Origin of the sequence: Solibacillus sp. FSL K6-1126 (genome assembly GCF_038003445.1) — a bacterium.
GTDB lineage: Bacteria > Bacillota > Bacilli > Bacillales_A > Planococcaceae > Solibacillus > Solibacillus silvestris.
The window spans coordinates 2,374,086-2,394,985 of the sequence record NZ_JBBOPD010000001.1 but is presented as its reverse complement, the minus strand read 5'-3'; the positions used below and the strand labels follow the sequence as shown (position 1 = coordinate 2,394,985).

The 20,900-nt window shown below is 35.3% G+C and carries 20 protein-coding genes; 14 read left to right on the top strand and 6 right to left on the bottom strand.

Going from position 1 to position 20,900, the window contains the following annotated elements; genetic code table 11:
- Positions 1 to 2: 2 nt before the first annotated feature.
- The 3 genes from MHH44_RS11790 (at position 3) to MHH44_RS11780 (ending at position 3,860) form a co-directional block, all read left to right on the top strand.
- Positions 3 to 1,499, top strand: coding sequence for an aldehyde dehydrogenase family protein (locus MHH44_RS11790; RefSeq protein ID WP_340798671.1), 1,497 nt, complete (start codon positions 3 to 5; stop codon positions 1,497 to 1,499).
- A 13-nt stretch (positions 1,500 to 1,512) separates the two neighbouring features.
- Positions 1,513 to 2,565 carry a zinc-binding dehydrogenase gene (locus tag MHH44_RS11785; protein ID WP_008403940.1) on the top strand — a complete coding sequence of 351 codons (1,053 nt, stop codon included), beginning with the start codon at positions 1,513 to 1,515 and terminating at the stop codon, positions 2,563 to 2,565.
- A gap of 374 nt (positions 2,566 to 2,939) precedes the next feature.
- Positions 2,940 to 3,860, top strand: a complete 921-nt coding sequence (locus MHH44_RS11780; protein ID WP_008403939.1) for a CAP domain-containing protein — start codon at positions 2,940 to 2,942, stop codon at positions 3,858 to 3,860.
- A gap of 264 nt (positions 3,861 to 4,124) precedes the next feature.
- On the opposite strand, the gene MHH44_RS11775 is transcribed toward MHH44_RS11780, so the two are convergent.
- Positions 4,125 to 4,529 (bottom strand): hypothetical protein, encoded by a 405-nt coding sequence (locus MHH44_RS11775; RefSeq protein WP_008403938.1) that lies wholly within the window; start codon positions 4,527 to 4,529, stop codon positions 4,125 to 4,127.
- A 515-nt stretch (positions 4,530 to 5,044) separates the two neighbouring features.
- Between MHH44_RS11775 and MHH44_RS11770 the strand changes: the two genes are divergently transcribed.
- Positions 5,045 to 5,494, top strand: coding sequence for a YtxH domain-containing protein (locus MHH44_RS11770; RefSeq protein WP_014823637.1), 450 nt, complete (start codon positions 5,045 to 5,047; stop codon positions 5,492 to 5,494).
- A 251-nt stretch (positions 5,495 to 5,745) separates the two neighbouring features.
- Here MHH44_RS11770 and MHH44_RS11765 read toward each other — a convergent pair whose 3' ends face one another.
- Entirely contained in the window at positions 5,746 to 5,937 is a 192-nt protein-coding gene (locus tag MHH44_RS11765; RefSeq protein ID WP_340798670.1) for a histidinol-phosphatase, read from the bottom strand.
- Between the two features lie 551 nt (positions 5,938 to 6,488).
- Between MHH44_RS11765 and MHH44_RS11760 the strand changes: the two genes are divergently transcribed.
- Positions 6,489 to 6,740 carry a hypothetical protein gene (locus tag MHH44_RS11760; protein ID WP_231918642.1) on the top strand — a complete coding sequence of 84 codons (252 nt, stop codon included), beginning with the start codon at positions 6,489 to 6,491 and terminating at the stop codon, positions 6,738 to 6,740.
- Between the two features lie 242 nt (positions 6,741 to 6,982).
- Here the strand turns inward: MHH44_RS11760 and MHH44_RS11755 are convergent, their stop codons facing one another.
- Together MHH44_RS11755 and MHH44_RS11750 are read right to left on the bottom strand one after the other, a co-directional pair.
- Positions 6,983 to 9,448, bottom strand: a complete 2,466-nt coding sequence (locus tag MHH44_RS11755) for a heavy metal translocating P-type ATPase (protein WP_340798669.1) — start codon at positions 9,446 to 9,448, stop codon at positions 6,983 to 6,985.
- Between the two features lie 12 nt (positions 9,449 to 9,460).
- The gene (locus tag MHH44_RS11750; RefSeq protein ID WP_008403931.1) at positions 9,461 to 9,781 is read right to left on the bottom strand and encodes an ArsR/SmtB family transcription factor; all 321 of its coding nucleotides are present in this window, start codon (positions 9,779 to 9,781) and stop codon (positions 9,461 to 9,463) included.
- A gap of 446 nt (positions 9,782 to 10,227) precedes the next feature.
- On the opposite strand from MHH44_RS11750, the gene MHH44_RS11745 reads away from it, so the two are divergent.
- From MHH44_RS11745 to bioB, 4 genes are all read left to right on the top strand, one after another.
- Complete coding sequence (locus MHH44_RS11745; RefSeq protein WP_008403930.1) at positions 10,228 to 10,467, top strand: hypothetical protein; 240 nt, start codon at positions 10,228 to 10,230, stop codon at positions 10,465 to 10,467.
- A 627-nt stretch (positions 10,468 to 11,094) separates the two neighbouring features.
- Positions 11,095 to 13,023 (top strand): MASE3 domain-containing protein, encoded by a 1,929-nt coding sequence (locus tag MHH44_RS11740; RefSeq protein ID WP_340798668.1) that lies wholly within the window; start codon positions 11,095 to 11,097, stop codon positions 13,021 to 13,023.
- Positions 13,024 to 13,478: 455 nt separating this feature from the next.
- Positions 13,479 to 13,787, top strand: a complete 309-nt coding sequence (locus MHH44_RS11735) for a biotin transporter BioY (protein ID WP_340798667.1) — start codon at positions 13,479 to 13,481, stop codon at positions 13,785 to 13,787.
- Positions 13,787 to 14,785, top strand: coding sequence for a biotin synthase BioB (bioB, locus tag MHH44_RS11730; protein WP_340798666.1), 999 nt, complete (start codon positions 13,787 to 13,789; stop codon positions 14,783 to 14,785). The genes MHH44_RS11735 and bioB overlap by 1 nt, the downstream gene beginning before the upstream one ends.
- Before the next feature lie 242 nt (positions 14,786 to 15,027).
- On the opposite strand, the gene MHH44_RS11725 is transcribed toward bioB, so the two are convergent.
- On the bottom strand, positions 15,028 to 15,642 hold the full coding sequence (locus MHH44_RS11725; RefSeq protein ID WP_340798665.1) for a histidine phosphatase family protein: 615 nt from the start codon (positions 15,640 to 15,642) through the stop codon (positions 15,028 to 15,030).
- 119 nt (positions 15,643 to 15,761) lie between these two features.
- The gene (locus tag MHH44_RS11720) at positions 15,762 to 16,190 is read right to left on the bottom strand and encodes an SMI1/KNR4 family protein (protein ID WP_340798664.1); all 429 of its coding nucleotides are present in this window, start codon (positions 16,188 to 16,190) and stop codon (positions 15,762 to 15,764) included.
- A 687-nt stretch (positions 16,191 to 16,877) separates the two neighbouring features.
- Between MHH44_RS11720 and MHH44_RS11715 the strand changes: the two genes are divergently transcribed.
- The 5 genes from MHH44_RS11715 to MHH44_RS11695 all read left to right on the top strand — a co-directional run bounded on the left by MHH44_RS11715 (position 16,878) and on the right by MHH44_RS11695 (position 20,478).
- Positions 16,878 to 17,351 carry a DUF4188 domain-containing protein gene (locus MHH44_RS11715; RefSeq protein WP_340798663.1) on the top strand — a complete coding sequence of 158 codons (474 nt, stop codon included), beginning with the start codon at positions 16,878 to 16,880 and terminating at the stop codon, positions 17,349 to 17,351.
- A 196-nt stretch (positions 17,352 to 17,547) separates the two neighbouring features.
- Entirely contained in the window at positions 17,548 to 17,886 is a 339-nt protein-coding gene (locus MHH44_RS11710; RefSeq protein WP_340798662.1) for a cupin domain-containing protein, read from the top strand.
- A 400-nt stretch (positions 17,887 to 18,286) separates the two neighbouring features.
- The gene (locus MHH44_RS11705; protein ID WP_445683053.1) at positions 18,287 to 18,871 is read left to right on the top strand and encodes a GNAT family N-acetyltransferase; all 585 of its coding nucleotides are present in this window, start codon (positions 18,287 to 18,289) and stop codon (positions 18,869 to 18,871) included.
- A gap of 215 nt (positions 18,872 to 19,086) precedes the next feature.
- Complete coding sequence (locus MHH44_RS11700; protein WP_340798660.1) at positions 19,087 to 19,851, top strand: CPBP family intramembrane glutamic endopeptidase; 765 nt, start codon at positions 19,087 to 19,089, stop codon at positions 19,849 to 19,851.
- A gap of 243 nt (positions 19,852 to 20,094) precedes the next feature.
- Positions 20,095 to 20,478 carry a VOC family protein gene (locus MHH44_RS11695; RefSeq protein WP_340798659.1) on the top strand — a complete coding sequence of 128 codons (384 nt, stop codon included), beginning with the start codon at positions 20,095 to 20,097 and terminating at the stop codon, positions 20,476 to 20,478.
- Positions 20,479 to 20,900: the final 422 nt, after the last annotated feature.

The window sequence follows — 20,900 nt, the reverse complement described above, 5'->3', positions numbered from 1 at the left end:
GAATGGTGAATACTACTTTATTGATCAATGAAAAAGTGCAAGTGTTTCTGAAGGGTACTAAAGAAATGTTTATCGATGGGAAGTGGGTTCCTGCAGTTAATGGGACTCTCTATGAATCCATTAATCCAACAACAAATGAAGTCTTAGCCAAAATTTACGAAGGAGATGAACAAGACGTTGATCTTGCAGTAAAAGCAGCAAGACGTGCATTTGAAGGTGGATGGAAAAAAACGGCACCGAGAGAACGCGCTCGACTATTAAACAAATTAGCTGACTTAGTGGAAGAAAACTTGGAAGAAATTACACAACTGGATTCGCTTGAATACGGTGGGACACTCGCTGTAGCAGGGGGCTTTGCGCAAAATGCAGTTCATCATTTGCGTTATTATGCTGGTTGGGCTACAAAACTTTATGGAGAGACAGTCGAATTAACGGGTGGCGGCAATATTCATGCGTATACAAAGCGTGAACCACTTGGTGTATGTGGACAAATTACTTCATGGAACTCCCCGGCATTAGTTGCATGCTGGAAATTAGCAGCACCTCTTGCAGCAGGGAATACCGTTGTATTAAAACCTGCCCAACAAACGTCTTTATCTACATTGTATATTGGTAAGTTAGTAGAGCAAGCTGGATTCCCACCTGGTGTTGTAAATATTGTAACGGGTGCAGGCAGCAAACTTGGTGAAGCCATTACATCTCATCCGGATATCGATAAAATTGGTTTCACTGGTTCGACAGTTGTCGGCAAACGGATTATGGAGAAAGCTTCCGATTCATTGAAAAAAATTACTCTTGAGCTAGGTGGCAAGTCACCAAATATTATTTTCGCAGATGCGGATTTAAATAAAGCGGTTCCTGGTGCCATTACCGCTATTCTGATGAACACCGGGCAAGTATGCGCGGCAGGATCACGATTATATGTGGAACGTTCTGTATATGATGAAGTAAAAGAAAAACTTGTGGAAATTGCCGAAAGCTTTGTATTAGGGAACCCATTAGATCCGAACGCTCAAATGGGACCACTCGTTTCAAAAGCACAAGTTGAAACGGTTGAAAAATATGTTGAACAAGCAAGAAAAGATGGTGCCAATATTTTAACAGGTGGCAAACGACCTGAAAATCCAGAATTAGAAAAAGGCAACTTCTATCTTCCGACGATTATCGAAGGACTTGATGAAAATTGCCAGGCAGTTTATGAAGAAATTTTTGGTCCAGTACTATGCATCCTGCCATTTGATTCGATTGAGGAAGTGATTGAACGTGCCAATTCAACAGAATATGGACTGGCTTCCGGTGTATGGACAACAAACTTACAAACAGCGCACACAATGATTGAATCATTAGATGCAGGTTCCGTTTGGGTCAACGAATATTATTTAACGGATGATAATATCCCACTTACAGGATTTAAACAAAGTGGGGTTGGTTCTGAATTGGGATTAGCAGGGATTGAAGCGTATACAAAAGTAAAAAGTGTTGCCATTAAATTAGGATAAGGGGTGTACACAAATGAAAGCATTAGTAATAGAGGGTGTAAAAAAAGCATTTGTTCAAGAGGTAGCGGACCCAACAGTCGATGAAAATGGTGTCATCGTCAAAGTAAAAGCAAATGGTGTTTGTCGTAGTGACTGGCACTATTGGGCCGGGGACATTCCAATCACACAAAAAATATTAGGACATGAATTTACAGGGATAGTCGAAGAAGTAGGAAAAAATGTAAAGAACTTTAAAAAGGGCGATAACGTAATCGTACCATTCTCCGGCAGTGACGGTACTTGTCCATATTGCCAACAAGGGCATTCAAACCTTTGCAACACTTCATTTATTCCTGGTTCCACTTATGATGGCGGCTATGCAGAATATGTGGGAGTACCATTAGGAGATCGAAATATCATCCATTTACCAGAAGAAATTAGCTTCTTGGATGGTGCAGCATTAGGTTGTCGTTTAATGACTGCTTTCCATGGTATTGTTGATCGAGCAAATGTGGCGCCTGGTGAATGGGTAGTCGTTTATGGGTGTGGTGGTGTTGGGCTTAACGCTATTAATATCGCCTCATCCATTGGTGCTACGGTAATTGGCGTCGACATCAACCCTAAGAATTTAGAACTTGCAAAACAAATGGGTGCACACATTGTCATTAACAGTAAAGAAGTAGATCCAGTAGAAGCGGTAAGAGAAATTACTGGTGGTGGTGCGAACGTTTCAATTGATGCATTAGGTATTGCCGATACTTGTTTAAATGGAATCAATAGCCTGGCGAAACGAGGTCGTCATCTGCAAATAGGTGTAACGACAAAAGTGGAAGGCGGAAAAGTTGCTTTACCTATCGATCAAATGGTCATGCAAGAAATCCAATTTATCGGGACATTGGGAATGCCAAATCATCGTTTTGAATCGTTGCTTCCTTTAGTTAAGCAAGGGAAAATTACACCGGGGAAAATGATCACTGCAGAAATTGCATTATCGGATGTAACGAATATATTCGAGGAAATGAGTAATTTTAATACAACGGGAACGTATATTGTAACGGAATTTAGTAATAGTGCTGTAAGAGTATAAAATATTGACTGCTGATATTGAGGGTTACGCATTATTTTTGTTCTTTTAATAAACAAAAAGGAAGGAACCTGTATTCAGGATTCTTCCTTTTTAAGCATTCTGTAACGGTTATAAAAAAAGATTCAGCTCACTACACTATTTTGTAATTGTTTTGTAACAAATGTAATAGTAAAGCGCTAATTTAATAAGCTTAAAATCTGTCAATAGTTTTTCAGTGGTAGTATAATTTTAGGTTGGCTGATTTTATGAAATTATTAGTTATTAAACCTTTGATTTAACGGAGTTTAGTAGTGAATTGTTACTCCTCCCAGTTTATGGGCCCTTTATTACAACTTTTGTACTGTAACATTGGTGTCGTAGAGGAGGAATACAAAATGAATAAAAAATGGTTAGCAACATCATTATGTGCAGCGACATTATTTGCAACATCTATTACTGCAGCAGATGCAGCAAGTTTAAATATAGAGGTGAAGAGTGTTTCAAATCCTCAAAATGCCCAGGTTATTAAAGGGGATAACATTCAAGGTTTTGGTTTAAAAATAATCGATCCAATCGCCTTATCAAATGGAGAGTTCGATTTAAATAAATTTAAAAGTTTAATTAACAAAACTATTAATAACTCTAAAGATAATAAAGTAGTTGAAGAAGGCAAAGTAGTGCATAAAGAAAAGGCTACAACTAATAAAGAAAACACTAATACTAATAAAGAAACACAAAAAGAATCTACTGATAAAAAAGTAGAAAAAGAGGTTAAGGCACCTCAAACACCTGCAAAAGAGGTTAAGGCACCTCAAACACCTGCAAAAGAAAAAGCTACTCCGGTTACAAATAACAATAATACAAAAGCACCTTCAAGCTCGAAAAACCAACAAGTAGAGGCACCTGTAAAAACACCTTCTAACAATGTTAGTCAATCGGTTTCTGAATTCGAGAAACAAGTAGTAGATTTAACAAATGCAGAACGTGCAAAAGAAGGACTAAAACCGCTTGAAATGCATTCTCCTTTAATGGAAGTAGCTCAGGCAAAATCAGAAGATATGGCGAAAAATAATTATTTTTCACATACTAGCCCAACTTACGGAAGCCCATTTGATCAAATTAAATCTGCAGGAATTTCATACCGTTCTGCAGGAGAAAATATTGCACAAGGTCAAAGAACACCACAACAAGTGGTACAAGCCTGGATGGAATCACCAGGACACCGTCAAAACATCATGAATGCAAATTACACGCATATTGGTGTAGGTTTTGTTGAAAATGGTTACTATTGGACACAACAATTTATTCAACTTTAAACATAAATCACTTTTATTTAGGCTACTTGGCGACCAAATTATTTTGGCGTTAAGTAGTCTAACTTTGTATTAAGGATACCACCAACCGACTTATTACTTCATATAGTTTATTTTTACATAATGAAAATCTCTCGATTTAGATTTGATTGACAATAAAAATTAATACATAACAAATGAGATTTTTTAAATCAGCAAAAAAAATAATTTTGTGTACCAAAAGTATAAATAAGCGATGTATTATAGATACCTGTAATACCCGTTTTATTATGTGTTAGACAGACTTTTTGATTGATTGCTTAAAGGATTAGAGCGCATAACTAACGTAAACCAGACAGCAAACCCCAGATAAACTAATGTCAAAATAGCGAATATGAAATGAAACTGCACAGCCAACTGCCGGATTAGGGCAAAAAAGACAACGACGCAATGCATCAGATTTCCCAATATGACAGGTTTGTTATAGATGCCCCCGATCAGGGCAGAACGTGTAAACCAATTTAACATTGCAAACCCTAAATATAGTCCTCCGATAATTTGCAGCAGAATTAGAGTAATAGGTAAAGGGTCAATCCCTAATATATTTGAAATTTCTTCTGGAATAAAGGTTCCTGCCAACCCCAATAAACCCATCAATACAGCGCTACTACTCAAAAGCCATTTCGTTTTCATTTTATTTCTCCTTTTCATGAATTTTCTAACTAGCAACCAGTGAATTTTAACAAGGAAAGTGTGACTTCAAACCGATAAAAACCGTGAGTCCAGTCCAAAGTAATTTAACAGGCTATCATTAAATGGCATACAAGAGAGATCAAATTGCCTCCGTTTAGATAATCGATGAAAGTTATAGACATTTTGGCTGTAACATCAAATATTAATTTAAAAGAGTTTTTTTATCCATAAAATTGTTTCTCCTCAAAACAGTATTTTATTATATTCGACTAACCTCACTTTTACCTTTATGTAAAGGCTAGCATCAACAAATTTTATCGACACCCTATTGGCTTATGGGTTGCCGCTTTTTATTCTGAGAAAGAAAGTTGGTAAAAGAAAAAGGAGCTTTTAAATTGTTAATGCTTGTTCGAATAGCTAAAAAAGAATTAGCTTAAATAGTTTGAATGAAAAAAATATCGGGCAACTAAGGTATAAGTTAACAAATCAAATTCAAACAAAAAGGAGCATTCATTATGACACAAACTTCGTATAATAATTTATCGACAACAACTGAAAATGATAATAATGGTAAGCTTTTAAGAGGGATGATAATAGGGGCAGTTATTGGTGGTGCGCTTTCAATGCTTGACTCAAATACAAGAAATAAAGTAACTGAGACAACCAAAAATATGAAAGATACGACAATGGATATGTACAGCCAGGTTAAAAACAATCCTACAGAAGTAAAGGATGACTTGCAGGAGCGACTGAAATCGGCTTCTTCCGTCTTAAAAGAAGCAATAAGTGACGCTCAAAAACTTTACGAAAAAGTAAACGAGAACATTATTCTTCCAGTTACTATGGTAAAGGACGAGTCAAGTGAAATTCTTTCCCATGCCAAAGAAGCTACAACTGATTTAAAAGACATCGGCGGGAAAGTCAAAGAAGCCGGCGAAGAAGTGAAGGGAAGCAGTAATGGGTAAAGTCAAGGTCCTTATGTTTAAGATATTTTCATATCAAAGGCAATAGTATTTAATTACTATCAGTAATCTGGACAGTAATAATAGTGCACTTTTTCAGGCCTAATCATTACATTGAGAGATTTAACTAAATGATTTGAATAAATAGTAGCCCTTTACCAGTAAACTTCTGGTAAAGGGCTACTTTGTTAATGCATCAATTTAGTTGTATGAATTGTTATGATCAGCCCTAAAGGGAGACTGTAAATTTATTATTATTTATTGTTGTTTTTGTTTTTCTCGTTAAAGTTGTTGTTGTTGTTGTTGTTGTTGTTGTTTCGGTTAATTTGATTTTGATCATTTAAATTGTCGAAGTTGAAATCTTCACCGAATTCAAATTCATTATTATTGTTCTTATTGATATTGTTATTTCGCTGACGTTTAATATTAAGGTTATTATTTTCCACAGCTGCTCACCTCCTTAACAAAAGTTAGAATGGCTTAAACAGCTATGAAAAATACTTGATATTCAGTTGAAAGTTTTTCTTTCAGCCAGATTCCTTCAGTCATAAAAATTCAAAGGTTAAACTCATTATTACAAGTTAAATCCAGTATAATGAGCTATTTTAATTTTGTATCAAGTATACAAACAAGTGTTCTTGTATAGAATAGATAGTGATAAAACTTTATGACATATTGAACGAAAATCACTTACAAATAGGTGAAGAATAACGATTGGGGGAAATTAAGTTGAGAAAGAAACTGAGTAAAGCGATGCAACTTAACCATATCAAAGAAATTATTTATATAAACAAAAACGACTTGGCGGTAAAGAACAATTTTATTTTTCCACCTAAACGAACAATATATCCATTTTTCAGTAAAGCGAGTGTACTAAATGCATAAAGAATTCATGAAGCTTAGCGATGATATTCACCGGTACATTGTATTAGAATTATTTTTAAAAACACTGGAGCGGGATAGAGAATGCATATCTGAACTAAAAATGAGGGACGTAGTGGAAGAATGGTATGATTCCAAAATCAATGAAACGTTTCATGAATTTAAAAAGTTAAGGGATTTTTTATATAAGCAAGGGTGTAAAATTGAAAAGCAAAAATCTGATGACTTTATGACCTACTATTTTATATTGTTTAGGGGATACGATGAAATAAGAAGCTATGGGAACATTGCATTACGAAACTGGGTGAGCGAGGAGATGAAACGTATATTAGGAATGAAGTATCTAACACCAGCAGATAAAAAATAATAATTTTCAAGCTAAGATCTAGGTTTGAGCGGGAATATACGGATATTTAAAATGTAATACAAATTTTAGGGATATAAAAAAATTTCCCAATAATTTATGTCAAATATTGCCCACTCGAAAATATTACAAATCTTGTTGTAAATAGATGGCCAAATAAAAACTGCACCTCCAATTTAACAATTAAAAGCGACACTTTAATGTAAAAAGAGATGCCTCTTATTTAGAAGCACCTCTTTTCTGTTTTAGCCTTTAAATTTAAGTAATCTAATTGAATTTAATATTACAATTAAAGCAGCGCCAGTATCACTTAATACAGCCATCCAGAGTGTAAGATATCCAGGGAAGATTAATGCTAGAGCTGCGACTTTAATGATGATAGAGAACCAAATATTTTGTTTAATAATCCTTAACGCTTTTTTACTTAACTTCATTGTATGTGGTAGTTTTTCAAGATTATCAGCCATTAAAATAATATCAGCCGTCTCCATAGCAGTATCCGTTCCGGCACCGCCCATTGCAATACCTAAATCGGCTGTTGCGAGTGCAGGAGCATCATTTATTCCGTCACCAACCATTGCTACTTTATGACCTTCATTTTGTAATTGCCTAACCGCATTTACTTTGTCCTCGGGTAATAATTCTGCAAAATATCGGTTAATATTCGATTCGGATGCAATCAATTTTGCTGTTCCTTCATTATCTCCTGTCAACATGACTGTTTGCTTAACGCCGCTTTGTTTTAGTGCGTTTAAGGCAGTTGCAGATGTTTCTCGGATTGTATCAGAAACTGCAATAATCCCCATGATCCTTTGTTGGGTTCCGATGATTACAACAGATTTACCTTTACTTTGGATTTCTTGAACATGAACAAACACATTTTCTAAGGAAACCTGGAGATCTTCGAATAGTTTTAGATTTCCAGCGTAATAGGTTTCTTCTTGAATCGTCGCTTGAACACCTTTCCCTACAATACTCTTAAATGAATCACCATTTTTCGATATGATTCCTTTGTCATTCGCATGATTTACGATTGATTTTGCAATAGGGTGTGTTGAATATTCTTCTAGCGTGAGTGCAATTGAAAGTAATTCCTCTTCTGAATCGTTGAAGGTTTTTATTTCAGTTACTTTCGGTTTCCCTTCAGTCAATGTACCAGTTTTGTCGAATGCAATGGCAGTGATTGCACCTGCTTTTTCAAGGAACGTTCCGCCTTTAATCAAAACACCATTCTTCGCCGCGTTTCCAATTGCTGATACGATGGCAACGGGAGTAGAAATAACTAAAGCACAAGGACAAGCAACAACAAGTAGTTCTAAACCTTTATAAAACCATTCCCCCCAAGCGCCAAGACCCAGTAGTGGTGGAAGTACAATCATGACTAATGCCACAATGAATACAATCGGTGTATAGATACTTGCAAATTTATCAACAAAGGCTTCTGTTGGTGCCTTTTTCTCTTGTGCCTCTTCGACTAATTGAATAATTTTTGATATCGTCGTATCTTCAGCTAGCTTCGTTACCTTAATATCAAGGGAACCGTGTTCGTTAATCGTTCCCGCATAGACAGCATCACCAATCGTTTTATCAACTGGAATTGATTCTCCTGTAATGGGGGCTTGATTAATACTAGATTCTCCAAGAATGATTTCACCATCGAGCGAGATTTTTTCGCCTGGTTTTACAACTATAATATCACCAACGCTAACTTCTTCGACCGATACTTTCGAGATTTTAGTTCCTTCTTTAATCCATGCTTCTGCAGGAGCTAAATCCATTAAATTTCGAATTGAATTTCGCGTACGTTCAATTGAGCGGTTTTGCAGATAGTTCCCTATAGCAAATAACCAAACAACGGTTGCACCTTCAAACCATTCGCCGATAATAGCAGCACCAATAGCTGCAGCAGACATGAGTACATTCATATCCAATGAGCGGCTTTTAATTGCATAGAAAGCGCTTCTAACAGGTTTAGCGCCACTAATCACCATTGCAATAGCATACAGAATGGTCGATAGTAAAGGAGGTAATCCAGTAAATGATCCGATAAATCCAAATCCCAACAATACACCAGACAAAACTACGTAAGTATTGTCGTTAAATTTTTTACTTTCTTGTTCTACGGGGTGCTGTTGGTTATTTCCTAATAATGATGCTTGATAACCAATTTTAGAAACCTCTGAAATAATCTCCTGTACACTATTGGAATGTTCAATTTTCATTTTTCCTGTAGAGAAATTGACGTTTACACTTTTAACCGATGGAAGGGTATTTATATGATTTTCGATACTCTTTGCACAACTACTACAATCCATCCCAATAATATTAAATGTTTTTATATTGTCTTTTTGGTTTAAAGATTCTGCGGAAAAGCCCAGTTTTTTAATTTCTTTTTCTATTGGAAGTAATGCTTCGGCAGTAGTTGCGGAAACCTGCATTTTCCCTGTGCTAAAATTAACCTTAACTTCCTCTATATCCTTAAGTTTACTCAAGCCCTTTTCAATAGTTGCGGCACATGCGCCACAATCCATTCCATGAACACGATATGACATTATTTCTAAAGATAATAAAGATGCTAAATCAGACTTATTAGACTGTTGTTCAAGTGCGCTCGAACAACTCGTATTAGCTGGTCCAGTCGGTGCTTTACTACAACAACCAGCTTCTACTGTTTTTGAACTATTGTTTGAACGACAGCTTTCTTTAGCCAATGTAAACTCCTCCTAATCTATCTGACGATCACAACATGAGATATCATTTTCAACATCTTCAAGAACAGCATCAAACATGCTTAATAACTCTCTTATCTGTTGATTTCGTAAGCTGTAGTAAATGTATTTTCCTTCGTTTCGGCCCACAATAATTCCACAGCCTTTTAAACAAGCGAGGTGTTGTGAGATATTTGACTGATTTCCATTAATTTCTTCTACAATTTGTGAAACTGTTTTTTCTTTAACCTTTATACTTTCAAGAATTTGAATCCTCGTCTTGTTGGAAAATCCATGAATTAATTTAACTTTCATGTCAACATCTATAATTTTCAAAAAATCCCTCCTAAATATTAGTGGAAACGAATACGTTTTAATACCAACATATTAGCTTTTTCTAATATATGTGTCAATTTTTTTCAAACCAATTTTCGACGATATAAAAAAGCAATTAGGGATGGAAAATTCAGAGAAAAATAAAGGAATGAAGAAAATAGAAATGAAAATGTTTAGTAATAAAAATTAAGATCAAAAGTTAATTTTACAGATGCAATTTGGTGTTGGTTACCCCTTGATCATGTTTTTTCTAATAAGGATTCTAATATTTTTTAAAGCTATATTTTAACGGAATTCTGGATATACTAGGGAAGCTGCAGTAGTTGTTTAATTTTTAAATTACAAATTTAAGCTGCTTCAAAATCAGATGATTGGCAAATGAAACCTCCTAGATTTTTTACATAAATAATGAACCTTCACACATTCTATATAGAGGAGGTGTGAATATGGGGAAGAAAGTTTCGAAGGCGAATCATGGAAAGACAGGAGTCGAACTAATAAGTGAAGCATTTGGCATGTCCAAAAACGATAGCGAAGCATTATTAGCACAGGCATCCGAAGTTCAAACTACGGATATTCCTTTTGGGAAAGAAGATGTATATGCAAGGGATAGTACTACAACTACTTTGAACAACTTACATGAAGATAATACATCCGCCATTTTAGATCGAAATGGGCCGAGGTAATTATTGTAAGTGAATCAATTGTGACTTAAGGCAATTCTCCCTTTAGAGTAAGTATAGAACTATACACTTCCTTAACTAAGAGCTGGTACTTTTAGTTTAAGGAAGTTATTATTTTAAAATCTATCGAACTAATTCATATAATGAAATAATGGGGTACCGACTCCGCACACCACATTAAAAGCAGGCATACTCAGCATGTCTGCTTTTTGTGATGCATGAAATCCATTTGAGCTCGAGCCGCTTAAAATATATTCAAACTGCTAAAAAGGAATTACATCGATTTTCAACAAAACCAACTAATAGAAGCTAATCGTTATTTCACAATTGGGCGCAATTCGTTACCGCACCTCAAGAGTAGTTTTTTACTCTAACTTTTGGGGTGCGTACTATCTTGAATTAGGAAAGCGTGTTATGCCTTGCAGAAAGGAGAATGATATATCTATGAAAATATATCCATTTTCTTCTTTTTCCATATTATTTTCCCTGCAAAGCGTAGTATAATAGATTAATTAATGCGAACAAACGTTCAATAATTGCGGTATGCACGAATTCGTTAAGGCAATGCCGGTCTAGATAATACAAAGAAAATTATAATGAATCGCTTTCCCAAAAAAATGGAGGACAACTATGATTGCCTTTTTTCAAAGTTTGACACTGTCTACAAGATTACTTGTGCTAATTTCTGTCTTCTTTTTTACCGCTCTGAATCTGCAGGTCGATTTTTTTACGACGCTCTATGAGCCAATTCGCGCCAACCATGTAGCGATTCACAGTATTCTTGAGGTGGCTAGCATTTTTGTGGCGCTCGCCATTGCGCTTCATGGCTGGATTTCCTTTAGGGAAACGATGTCGGCAAACTGGCTGATGTTTTCGGCGATGTTTGTGGCGGTGGCGGTGCTGGATGCACTGCATACAGTCTCTTTTGAAGGGATGCCGTATTTTATAATTGACAGCAATTCGTTGGTGGCTGCTTGGTTCTGGATTGCTGCACGCTTGACTGAGAGCATCATTTTCTTGGTTGTCGTACTTTTTCCATTAAAAAGCAGAGTGAAGCTATTTGTTCGAAATTACGTTTATCTGCTTGCATTATTGTATGCAGCGTCTGTGGCCTTCTTCATTTTTAAATATTATGCGGACCTGCCGCTTCTTATCGGGGAAAGGGGTCCAACGTCATTGAAGAACGGCTTTGAATATGTAACGATGATTATTCATGGTGCGGTGCTGATTAAAGTGATGTCGAGCAAATTTGACATGAATTTCAGGGACTTTTCCTTTGCTTCGTTTTACTTGATCCTGTCTTCATGGCTTTTTACTTCCTACGAGGCTATAACGGAATATCGGAATATGGCTGGGCATGTTTTTAAAGTACTGGGTTATTACTATTTGCTGAAGCATATATATCACCGTAAAATTGAAAAACCTTATACAGATCTGCATAATTTGAGTGCAAGGCATAAACTTTTACTGAATTCGGTGGCTGAGGGAATCTATGGAATCGACAAGGAAGGCAAGGTGACATTCATCAACGACTCTGCTATAAAGATGCTGGGCTATAGGCAGGAGGAAATTGTGGGCTTGGATTTGCATGATCTCATTCACTGTACCTCCGACGGCCACTGCTTATCAAAAACGGCTTGCCTCGCATGGCAAACGTCCTATGACGGAAAGTCGCGCATCTCAAAGGACCAATTTTTCCAGCATAGGGATGGACATGTGTTCCCTATATCGATGAAAACAGAGCCGATGCTTGAAAATGGAGAGCAGAGGGGGACGGTCATCACTTTTTACGATCTTTCTCGGGAATTGGCTTTTGATGAATTGCAACGGGAGAAAAAGGAAATAGATCTGGAGCTGCAACTGGCCGTTAAACTCCAGGAATCGCTCAGTATGCAGCAACGTAAATGGAAGCTGCTCGAAGATGTTGGTGCGGTGAGCGTTCCTTATCGTGCACTGAATGGCGATTTTTACAGCATCGTGCCGCAGGGCGATTTGCTGATGCTGGCTATTGCCGATATTTCAGGTAAAGGTGTTCCGGCAGCTATACAAAAATCGATGATGGTCTATGCGCTGGAGGATTTCAATAGCCGCTATGAGGAGCCGCATGATGTGCTGACCAGTATGAACAGCTTTGTACATGACTATACGAGCGACTATTCCTTTGTCACTTTGACGATGGCGAACTACAATAAGTCATCCCGGCTTTTTTCCTATTCGACCGGTGGGCATGAGCCGATTATATGGTACAAGGCTGGCATCGATGAATTTATTAATTTGCACACGAGAAACCCTGCGCTTGGCATTATGGCGGACAGCATCTACACGACACACAGTGTGGAGCTTGAGCCAAATGACCTCATTATCCTTTATACAGACGGGGTGACCGAGTGCAAGGAAGACGATGCATCCGATGGGATCGACTTGCTGCATAGAGCAGTAATGAAAGCCGACATTTCGCTGCCAGGGGAATTGCTCGCCAAGCAAGTGTTAGAAAGGGTAAACGAACTGAGGCCATCGGATATTCATGATGACCAAACCATTCTTATATTGAAGGCTTGACCAGGTGCTGTTGCGTACCTGGTTTTTTTCTTTATTGGAATAATAATGCAACGTAAAAGCGGATAAGGCTTGATTCATCGGTGGAGGAATGGTCACGATATTTGAAGAATCGGAGCTGATTTAAGAACTACGAGGGGGTATTCATATCGAAATTCAATCGACTTAGATTTTTACGATCTCTGTCCGGATTTATAATTCGGGCTTACTTTTTATTGTTAATAATATTATAGACTGAAGCTTTTGCATTAATTATATGAAGTTACCCCGCTAATATCTCATTCGAATGAGTGTTGTAATCCAGAAATGTTTATAGGTTCTCAAAACCTAGTAGACTCGTATATAAACCTCTCATTTAAGTTGAATTTTCAAAATTTATTTACAAAGATAGATTTTATGTGTTAACCTAAATTTGTATTTGGTTAACGTAAAAGAGAGGTAGTAATGCTGCTAAATTTTTGGATTGTCGGTACAGATACCGATTAGCAACGGTAGAAGCACCGACAAAAAACCATTTTATCGGCGCAAATATTGTGGGATTATTTCTGATTTATGCAGTTGCTGTACCGTACTTGTATGTGTCATTAAATTTTTGGCTAAATGTAAAAGCCAGCTGGTCACATATTTTGGTAATAGGTTTCTTAAATAGTATTGTAGCGGATTTTTGCTTATCACTACTTGCTGCTTTATTAGCACAGCGACTGTACCCGGTATTCCAAACTGCACGAACATTAAAAATTGTCAGAGTAGAAAAGGAGCATATTTAATGAATTGGTTACAATTGGCGCAAGAAGTTATTGGAGGTAAAGTACTTAATAATGAAGAGGCACTAGCAATTTTAAATAGTGAGGATGATGAGCTATTAAAATTGATGGATGGGGCTTTCGCTATCCGTAAGCATTATTACGGTAAAAAAGTAAAGCTGAATATGATTATGAATGCGAAGAGTGGCTATTGTCCTGAGGATTGTGGCTATTGCTCACAGTCTTCAAAATCAACGGCTCCGATTGAAAAATATCCTTTTATTACAAAGGATGAGATTCTAGAAGGGGCAAAGCGTGCATTTGAAAACAGGATTGGTACATATTGTATCGTAGCAAGTGGACGTGGCCCAACACGGAAAGATGTGAATACAGTAAGTGAAGCGGTGACAGAAATAAAAGATAAATATGGTTTAAAGGTATGTGCATGTTTAGGAATATTAAAGGAAGAGCAGGCGCAGCAATTAAAAGAGGCCGGTGTCGACCGTTATAATCATAATTTAAATACATCCGAGCGCCACCATTCGTACATTACAACATCACATACGTATGAAGATCGTGTAAATACTGTGGAAATTGCTAAAAAGCATGGTATTTCACCTTGCTCTGGAGCGATTGTCGGTATGAAGGAAACAAAAGAGGATGTAGTGGATATTGCAAGAGCGCTTAACAAATTAGATGCGGATTCCATTCCGGTCAATTTCCTGAATGCAATTGATGGTACAAAGTTAGAAGGTACGAAGGAGTTAAATCCTCGCTATTGCCTAAAAGTATTAGCGCTATTTCGCTATATGAATCCTACGAAGGAAATTCGTATTTCAGGTGGTCGTGAGGTGAATCTTGGTTCACTTCAACCACTGGGCATGTATGCAGCCAACAGTATTTTTGTTGGCGACTATTTAACGACAGAAGGGCAAGAAGCAAATAGAGATTATCGTATGTTAGAGGATTTAGGCTTTGAAATTGAGCTATCCAAAAAGCAGGAAGAGGTATTTTGTTCCTGACTTTAATTAGAACCGATTTTTGCTATACGAAAACGAATAATGAAAAGCAAAGTGTCCGATCCTTGATTAGGTTCATAGCTAAAAGTTCTTTAGAACCCCCCGCATAGCAGGGGGGTTCGTTTCCATAATAAAAAAAATCGGTAAACACTGCTACAACAACGTTTACCGATTTTTCTTATGCCCCCAACTTTCATTTAGGAACAAACCCTTTAATAATAGCGTCTGTTTGGTGAAAAAAGTCTTTATGCATTATAGTGAGAAGTATCACATTTAAATATAATCTCATTTGTTACACTGTCTATTTTAAGCAAAGTTAAACTTGTTGGAGGAATAGGTGAAGAAGACCATAAATTTTCAAGCGTATTGTTTTCAAAGAAGTCTAACAGTAATTTAAGGGCAATAGAATGAGAAACTACACAAACAGTTTCGTTAGGATGTTGTTTAACTATGTAGTTTATTGTTTTAACCATTCTTTCTTGCACTTTACTAAAGCATTCTACAGTATTGCTTGAAAAAATATGAGGAGTTTCCCAAAAAGCACTCCATTCTTTCGGGCTTTCCCTTTCGTTTTCATCAAATGTTTTTCCTTCCCAATTTCCAAAAGAAAGTTCTCTTAAAGTATCAGTTTGAATTACTTGCAAAGGTCTTTTCCCTTTAATTATTTCAGCAGTTTTCACAGCCCTATCACTCGTACTTGAATAAATAGCGTCAAATGGTACTTCAGACAGGCTTTGAGCTAATTGTTTTGCCTGTTTTATCCCCTTATCTGTTAAAGATGAGTCCTTCCAGCCTTGCATGAGTTTTTTTGTATTCCACACGGTTTCTCCGTGTCTTGTTAAATATACGAGTGTACTCATTTTTTCCTCCGTTTACTTATTTTCCTTCACAGACATGAACGATTTTAGAATAATGAAAATACAGCCAAAGCGATTTTTGGAAATGATTTTGTTACACTAAAGCAACCATTAGGGTTAATTTAGATAGAAATTCCTCCACTATACCATCCTTTAATAAACTCTTCTAATGAAGATGCAATAATTTTCTGACTACCATCTTCATGATTCCAACCATAAATGTTTTCATTTTGAACTTTCCCATCCACTATTAAATAACCAAATAAATCGCCATTACCTGCATCAACAAAGAATAATAAGTTATCTGGCTTCTTATAGTTTTCATATTCTTCAATATCCCAAACAGATAAATTTTCCCTTACCATTTGATCCGTTGACCAAATATAAGAGTAGTATTCGCCATCTACTCCATTTGTCTCCTTGTATAATTCAGTCAATTTCTTTGGTAATTCAGTGTTTAATTCTTTTTTTATCGAAATTATCTCTTTTTCTGTTGCAGGTGCTTTAAACTGACTGTCTTTTATAATACTGCTCAAATAATTCTTCCACATAACTTAACCTCCATGTTAAAAATCATCTACCCTTTAGCGTTATTCTAGTTTAATTAAGCTGCTTCATCAGTTAAAGTATAACCTTTCCAAAGAGTCGTTTGGTAACATTAATTACAGTCCATTCCCGTTCCCAAAATCGTATTTGGGAACTTCCTTGTATGTATGGTAGAACGGTCTTATTTGGAATAGAAGAGGAATTGTGATATTACTTAAAATAATAATCATTCTTATGATGTTACTGTTAGAATTGATATTCCTTCAGAACAACTTAACGGGAATGGTAAAGAAGATTTGGTTAAGGTAAGAATATCTCCGTACTGTGATAGTGAAAAATAAATAAGCAAATATGTAAACATGAGTTTAAACTAGAAATATTAGAGTACAAACATATATCACAATAAAAATAATTTTCGACAATACTCTTATTTTGATATTCAACAATCGGGCACGATTCTCCAATAAGAAGATCGCGCTTTCCGTAAAGGGCCATATTGTTGAATAATAATCTTTTATGCATAGTACCAAACGACGCTTCAGGAACTTTCAGTATTTCAATTAACGATAGCGTTAGTTTAAGTACATTCTTTCACAATCCATACTTTAACAACTGGAAAATTTATGGAATTTTGTTATGATTTATTGAAGAGCTACACATTATTTATATTCAGTAAAAAAGGGGATATCTTAATGGGAACTAAAATTTTTAACGGCAGGTATATAGCTAATTGTAAGGATAAAGAAATTGTTGTATTTATTATTGGTATGCGTATTAATCATCTATTAAAATTTTGGAAGTGGGTACCAGTTTTTAATGCTATGGGACCTATGGTTAAAGAATTGTATCAAAACCCTCAATGGGGTTTCTTACAAACCGAATTTTTATTTAGTTGGAGAAAAGTAATCTTAGTTCAATATTGGGTAGGATTCGAAGAATTAGTAAACTATGCTCACGGAAAAAATCATTCATATGCTTGGAAAACATACAATAATAAGATTAAAGATAATGGAAGTGTCGGTGTTTTTCACGAAACCTATCAAATAGAAAAAGGTGCTTCTGAAGCAATTTATGTTAATATGCCCAAAACAGGTTTATCTAAAGCTACTGAACACATACCAGTATCTAAAGATACTAATACTGCTCAAAAAAGAATGAATGGCTAATTTGGAATACCGAATAATTATATTAAAAAAGCTGATATTCAATATAATAAAAGCCACGTTTGGTAAATCCTTTTTGTTTATTGTATATGTATAAATCTGATGCCACCTTTATGCAACAATCTGGCGCTTTCCTGGAAAAAGGGAGAGGCCCTTTATTTGAATAAGTGTTCTATATACGGATTCTTGGAGGTACATAATGGAGTTTTATAAAATTAGTAAAGATAGTGGTAAGAAGATTTTTCATTTTAATTCAAATTTTATAATGTCTCGAGTTATTCAAACAGATAAAACAACCAATATTGGATGTATGCACTTAGAGGAAGGTGGCGTTATAGGATATCATCAAGCAGTAGTCCCCCAACTTTTATTAGTAATAGCAGGAGAAGGGTATGTACGTAACGATAAAGATGAGTATTTTAAGGTTCAATCTGGAGATGCGGTGTTTTGGGAAAAAGATGAATGGCATGTGAACCGAATGAATTTGAAAAAGTTATATACTGAAATATTCAATAAAATTGAAGAGGTCACTATATAATTATTTTATCCACGTTACGTACTAGAATTGTATAAATAATATTCTACCTATGTTAACACAATTCCCAACTTCGGATAACTTATTTTAAAGTTCTACTTATAGGAAATGTACAATACGAATTAACAAGGTCTTGAAGCTTTATTTCAATAATAATCTTCAACAATCGGGCGCGATTCTGCAATAAGAATTGTGCTTTGCTCTTTAGTAAGACCCTTTTATGAATAGTGAAATACCTTTTTAACGGTCTATATATTGGGGATGTATGGTAAAACCTAAATAATCGTTAGTAAAGGAGGCGGTATATTATGAAATTCACGAACAAATTAAACGGGGTGCATCTATTTTAAGGGATAAGCGTATAAATCCCCTATAAACTACGTGGATCCTAAAATCCGGAGGTATAAAAGTGATTATTAGAAACTATAGTGTTACTGATGAAACTGGTTGGGTAAGATGCCGTACACTTGCATTTTTACAGACGGCTTATTTTGATAATGTACTAAATAAGAAAGAACACTATCAAAATCCGGCAATTGAGCTAGTCGCAGAGTTAGATGGTCAAATTGTTGGGCTTATTGATGTTGAGTTTGAAAAAGAAGAACGAACAGTTTGCTCTAGAGGAGAAGGATTAGGTGGAATGATTTGGCACATTGCTGTTCATCCAGATTTTTCTCGACAAGGAATAGGGCAACAACTACTCTATGCTGCTGAAACTAAAGCAAAAGAAATGAATATTAATCGTTTTGAGGCGTGGACAAGAGATGATCTTTGGGTTCAAAACTGGTATGAAAAAATGAAATTTAAAATGGTTGATTCCTATTACCACGTTTATTTTGAAGGAAGCGAAATAAAACATACAATTCAAAGTAACATACCTAATCTCTTTTTAGTTAAAACTTTCACTCATTACGTTGGGAACGATATTGACCAATTTAAAAATAATAAACGTGTTCACAAATGTGTTTGTTTTGAAAGATCATTTTAATAAATATTAAGATTCGATAGAGATATATCCTATACTATTCAACAATAGGGCGCGATTCTTCAATGAGAAGATCGCGTTTTTTCATTATAGGGCCATATTGTGGATTAAAAAGCCTTTTATGTAATGTAACCAAAAGCGGGGTGGGAGTATTTATTAAAGGATTTTTTTATATCGAAGTAATATATAATAAGAAATAAATGAAGTGAGGTATTTTCTTGAATTTCAAAGACCTGAAATGGCTAACTATATGGATATTTATTATTAAATCGATGTACCATTTTTTTTTAGCACGTACAGAGGAACCTAGAGCTTACTTAGGATTATTAATGATCATACCGTTACTAATATTTTTGATACAACAAATTGTTATTTGCAATAAAATTGAAATGCAGCAATTTGCAATTAAAAAACCTAAAATTGCTCCACTACTTCTCTCAATTGTTTTACCTATCGTTTTAGGTTTGTTTGTTCATACATATTTCTTTTTAACTAATCAAGGGACATTTTTATTAGCAGAGCCTAAAGAATTATTAATTTTATTAGTACTAGGACTTACTATCACAACGATTTCAGCACTAATAGAAGAAATAATATGGCGTGGCTATTATCACAACAGATTGAGAAAAATCTATTCATTCCATAAAACAGCCTTTATTATCGCCTTAATATGGAGTCTTTGGCATTTTCCAATTGCCCTTTTATATAAAGGTTATACAAATCTTATAATCGGCATAATAAGTTACCTAGTTATTCTTTTTTTCACTTCCTATTTACTATCCTATCTAAGAGAGTGGAGTGGTTCTATCATTCCAGCAACTTTTTTTCATGGTCTAATGAATGTATTTTATTTTACTGATGGTGTTCAAATACATCTATCATTACATACGATCGAATTGACGAAGTGCATCATATTAAGCTTATTTTTCATAGTTATCTATATAAAAATTCAGTATTTTAAACCAGGTATTCGTGGACACTAGATATTTGAAATTACAATTTTGACCCGTTCCCAAAATCGTATTTGGGTAGACAACCACACGAATATGACGATCCCTTATTCAACAAATCGGGAGCGATTCTTCAAAGAGAAGATCACGTTTTTCCGTTATAGGGCCATATTGTTGAATAACTAATTTATAGTGTCACAGGTTTGCAAAAGAAGGATTATTAAACGGCAGTAAAGAAAACCGATAGTGACCAGAAATATTAAAGGAGTAAGCAAAATGAAAAATCTTTTATTAGAATCACACTGTATATTTCCGACATCGGATATATTAAAAACTGCTGAATTTTATGAACAAAAAATGGGATTTAAGGCTGTACGATATTTGGACGCAACCGAACCCCATATATGTTTGTATCGTGATACAACAGAAATTATATTAACTAAGACTAACGGACAAAAAGTAATTCCCAATAGGGATTTATATGGCTACGGGTACGATGCTTACTTTATTACAAAAAATCAAGAGAATCTTCAAAAAGAGCTTATTAATTCTAATGTGAAAATAATCCGTTTATTAAATAATACCGATTACAACAATAAAGAATTTGTAATTGAGGATATAGATAGAAGATGGATAGCATTTGGCATTAAAGTAGATTAAGGCTTATGAAGCGCGGATTTTTAATAATCAGGTGGAAGTATTGAAAAGCAATTTTTCCTTTTCAGTAAACTTGCCATATCGTTAAATTACCTCTGAATTAGCAAACGACGCTTGGAGAATCCAGTAACTTAAAAGTCAGGGAGGATAGTAATAAGATTGAACTTAGAAAAATCACGTTGGAAAACCGACAAAGACAAACTTCTATGAATTAGTGAAAAAAACCAAATTAAATCACAATGTATTTACTCTTAAAGTGAGTGATTCTAATGATGGACCAGAATGGTAAAAGGTTAAGGTTGTTGTTTCATTAAACTAGCTAATAATAGCTGATACTTATTTCACAAAAGGGCGCTATTCTGTATAAGGATTAGCGCTAATTTTTATTATCAAGAAAATAACAATCTCTTTAAAAAAATAACCAA

Coding starts and splice junctions, on each gene's coding strand:
- MHH44_RS11790 (WP_340798671.1), top strand. CDS start 3: ATGGTGAATACTACTTTATTGATCAATGAAAAAGTGCAAGTGTTTCTG.
- MHH44_RS11785 (WP_008403940.1), top strand. CDS start 1,513: ATGAAAGCATTAGTAATAGAGGGTGTAAAAAAAGCATTTGTTCAAGAG.
- MHH44_RS11780 (WP_008403939.1), top strand. CDS start 2,940: ATGAATAAAAAATGGTTAGCAACATCATTATGTGCAGCGACATTATTT.
- MHH44_RS11775 (WP_008403938.1), bottom strand. CDS start 4,529: ATGAAAACGAAATGGCTTTTGAGTAGTAGCGCTGTATTGATGGGTTTA.
- MHH44_RS11770 (WP_014823637.1), top strand. CDS start 5,045: ATGACACAAACTTCGTATAATAATTTATCGACAACAACTGAAAATGAT.
- MHH44_RS11745 (WP_008403930.1), top strand. CDS start 10,228: ATGGGGAAGAAAGTTTCGAAGGCGAATCATGGAAAGACAGGAGTCGAA.
- MHH44_RS11740 (WP_340798668.1), top strand. CDS start 11,095: ATGATTGCCTTTTTTCAAAGTTTGACACTGTCTACAAGATTACTTGTG.
- bioB (WP_340798666.1), top strand. CDS start 13,787: ATGAATTGGTTACAATTGGCGCAAGAAGTTATTGGAGGTAAAGTACTT.
- MHH44_RS11725 (WP_340798665.1), bottom strand. CDS start 15,642: ATGAGTACACTCGTATATTTAACAAGACACGGAGAAACCGTGTGGAAT.
- MHH44_RS11720 (WP_340798664.1), bottom strand. CDS start 16,190: ATGTGGAAGAATTATTTGAGCAGTATTATAAAAGACAGTCAGTTTAAA.
- MHH44_RS11715 (WP_340798663.1), top strand. CDS start 16,878: ATGGGAACTAAAATTTTTAACGGCAGGTATATAGCTAATTGTAAGGAT.
- MHH44_RS11710 (WP_340798662.1), top strand. CDS start 17,548: ATGGAGTTTTATAAAATTAGTAAAGATAGTGGTAAGAAGATTTTTCAT.
- MHH44_RS11695 (WP_340798659.1), top strand. CDS start 20,095: ATGAAAAATCTTTTATTAGAATCACACTGTATATTTCCGACATCGGAT.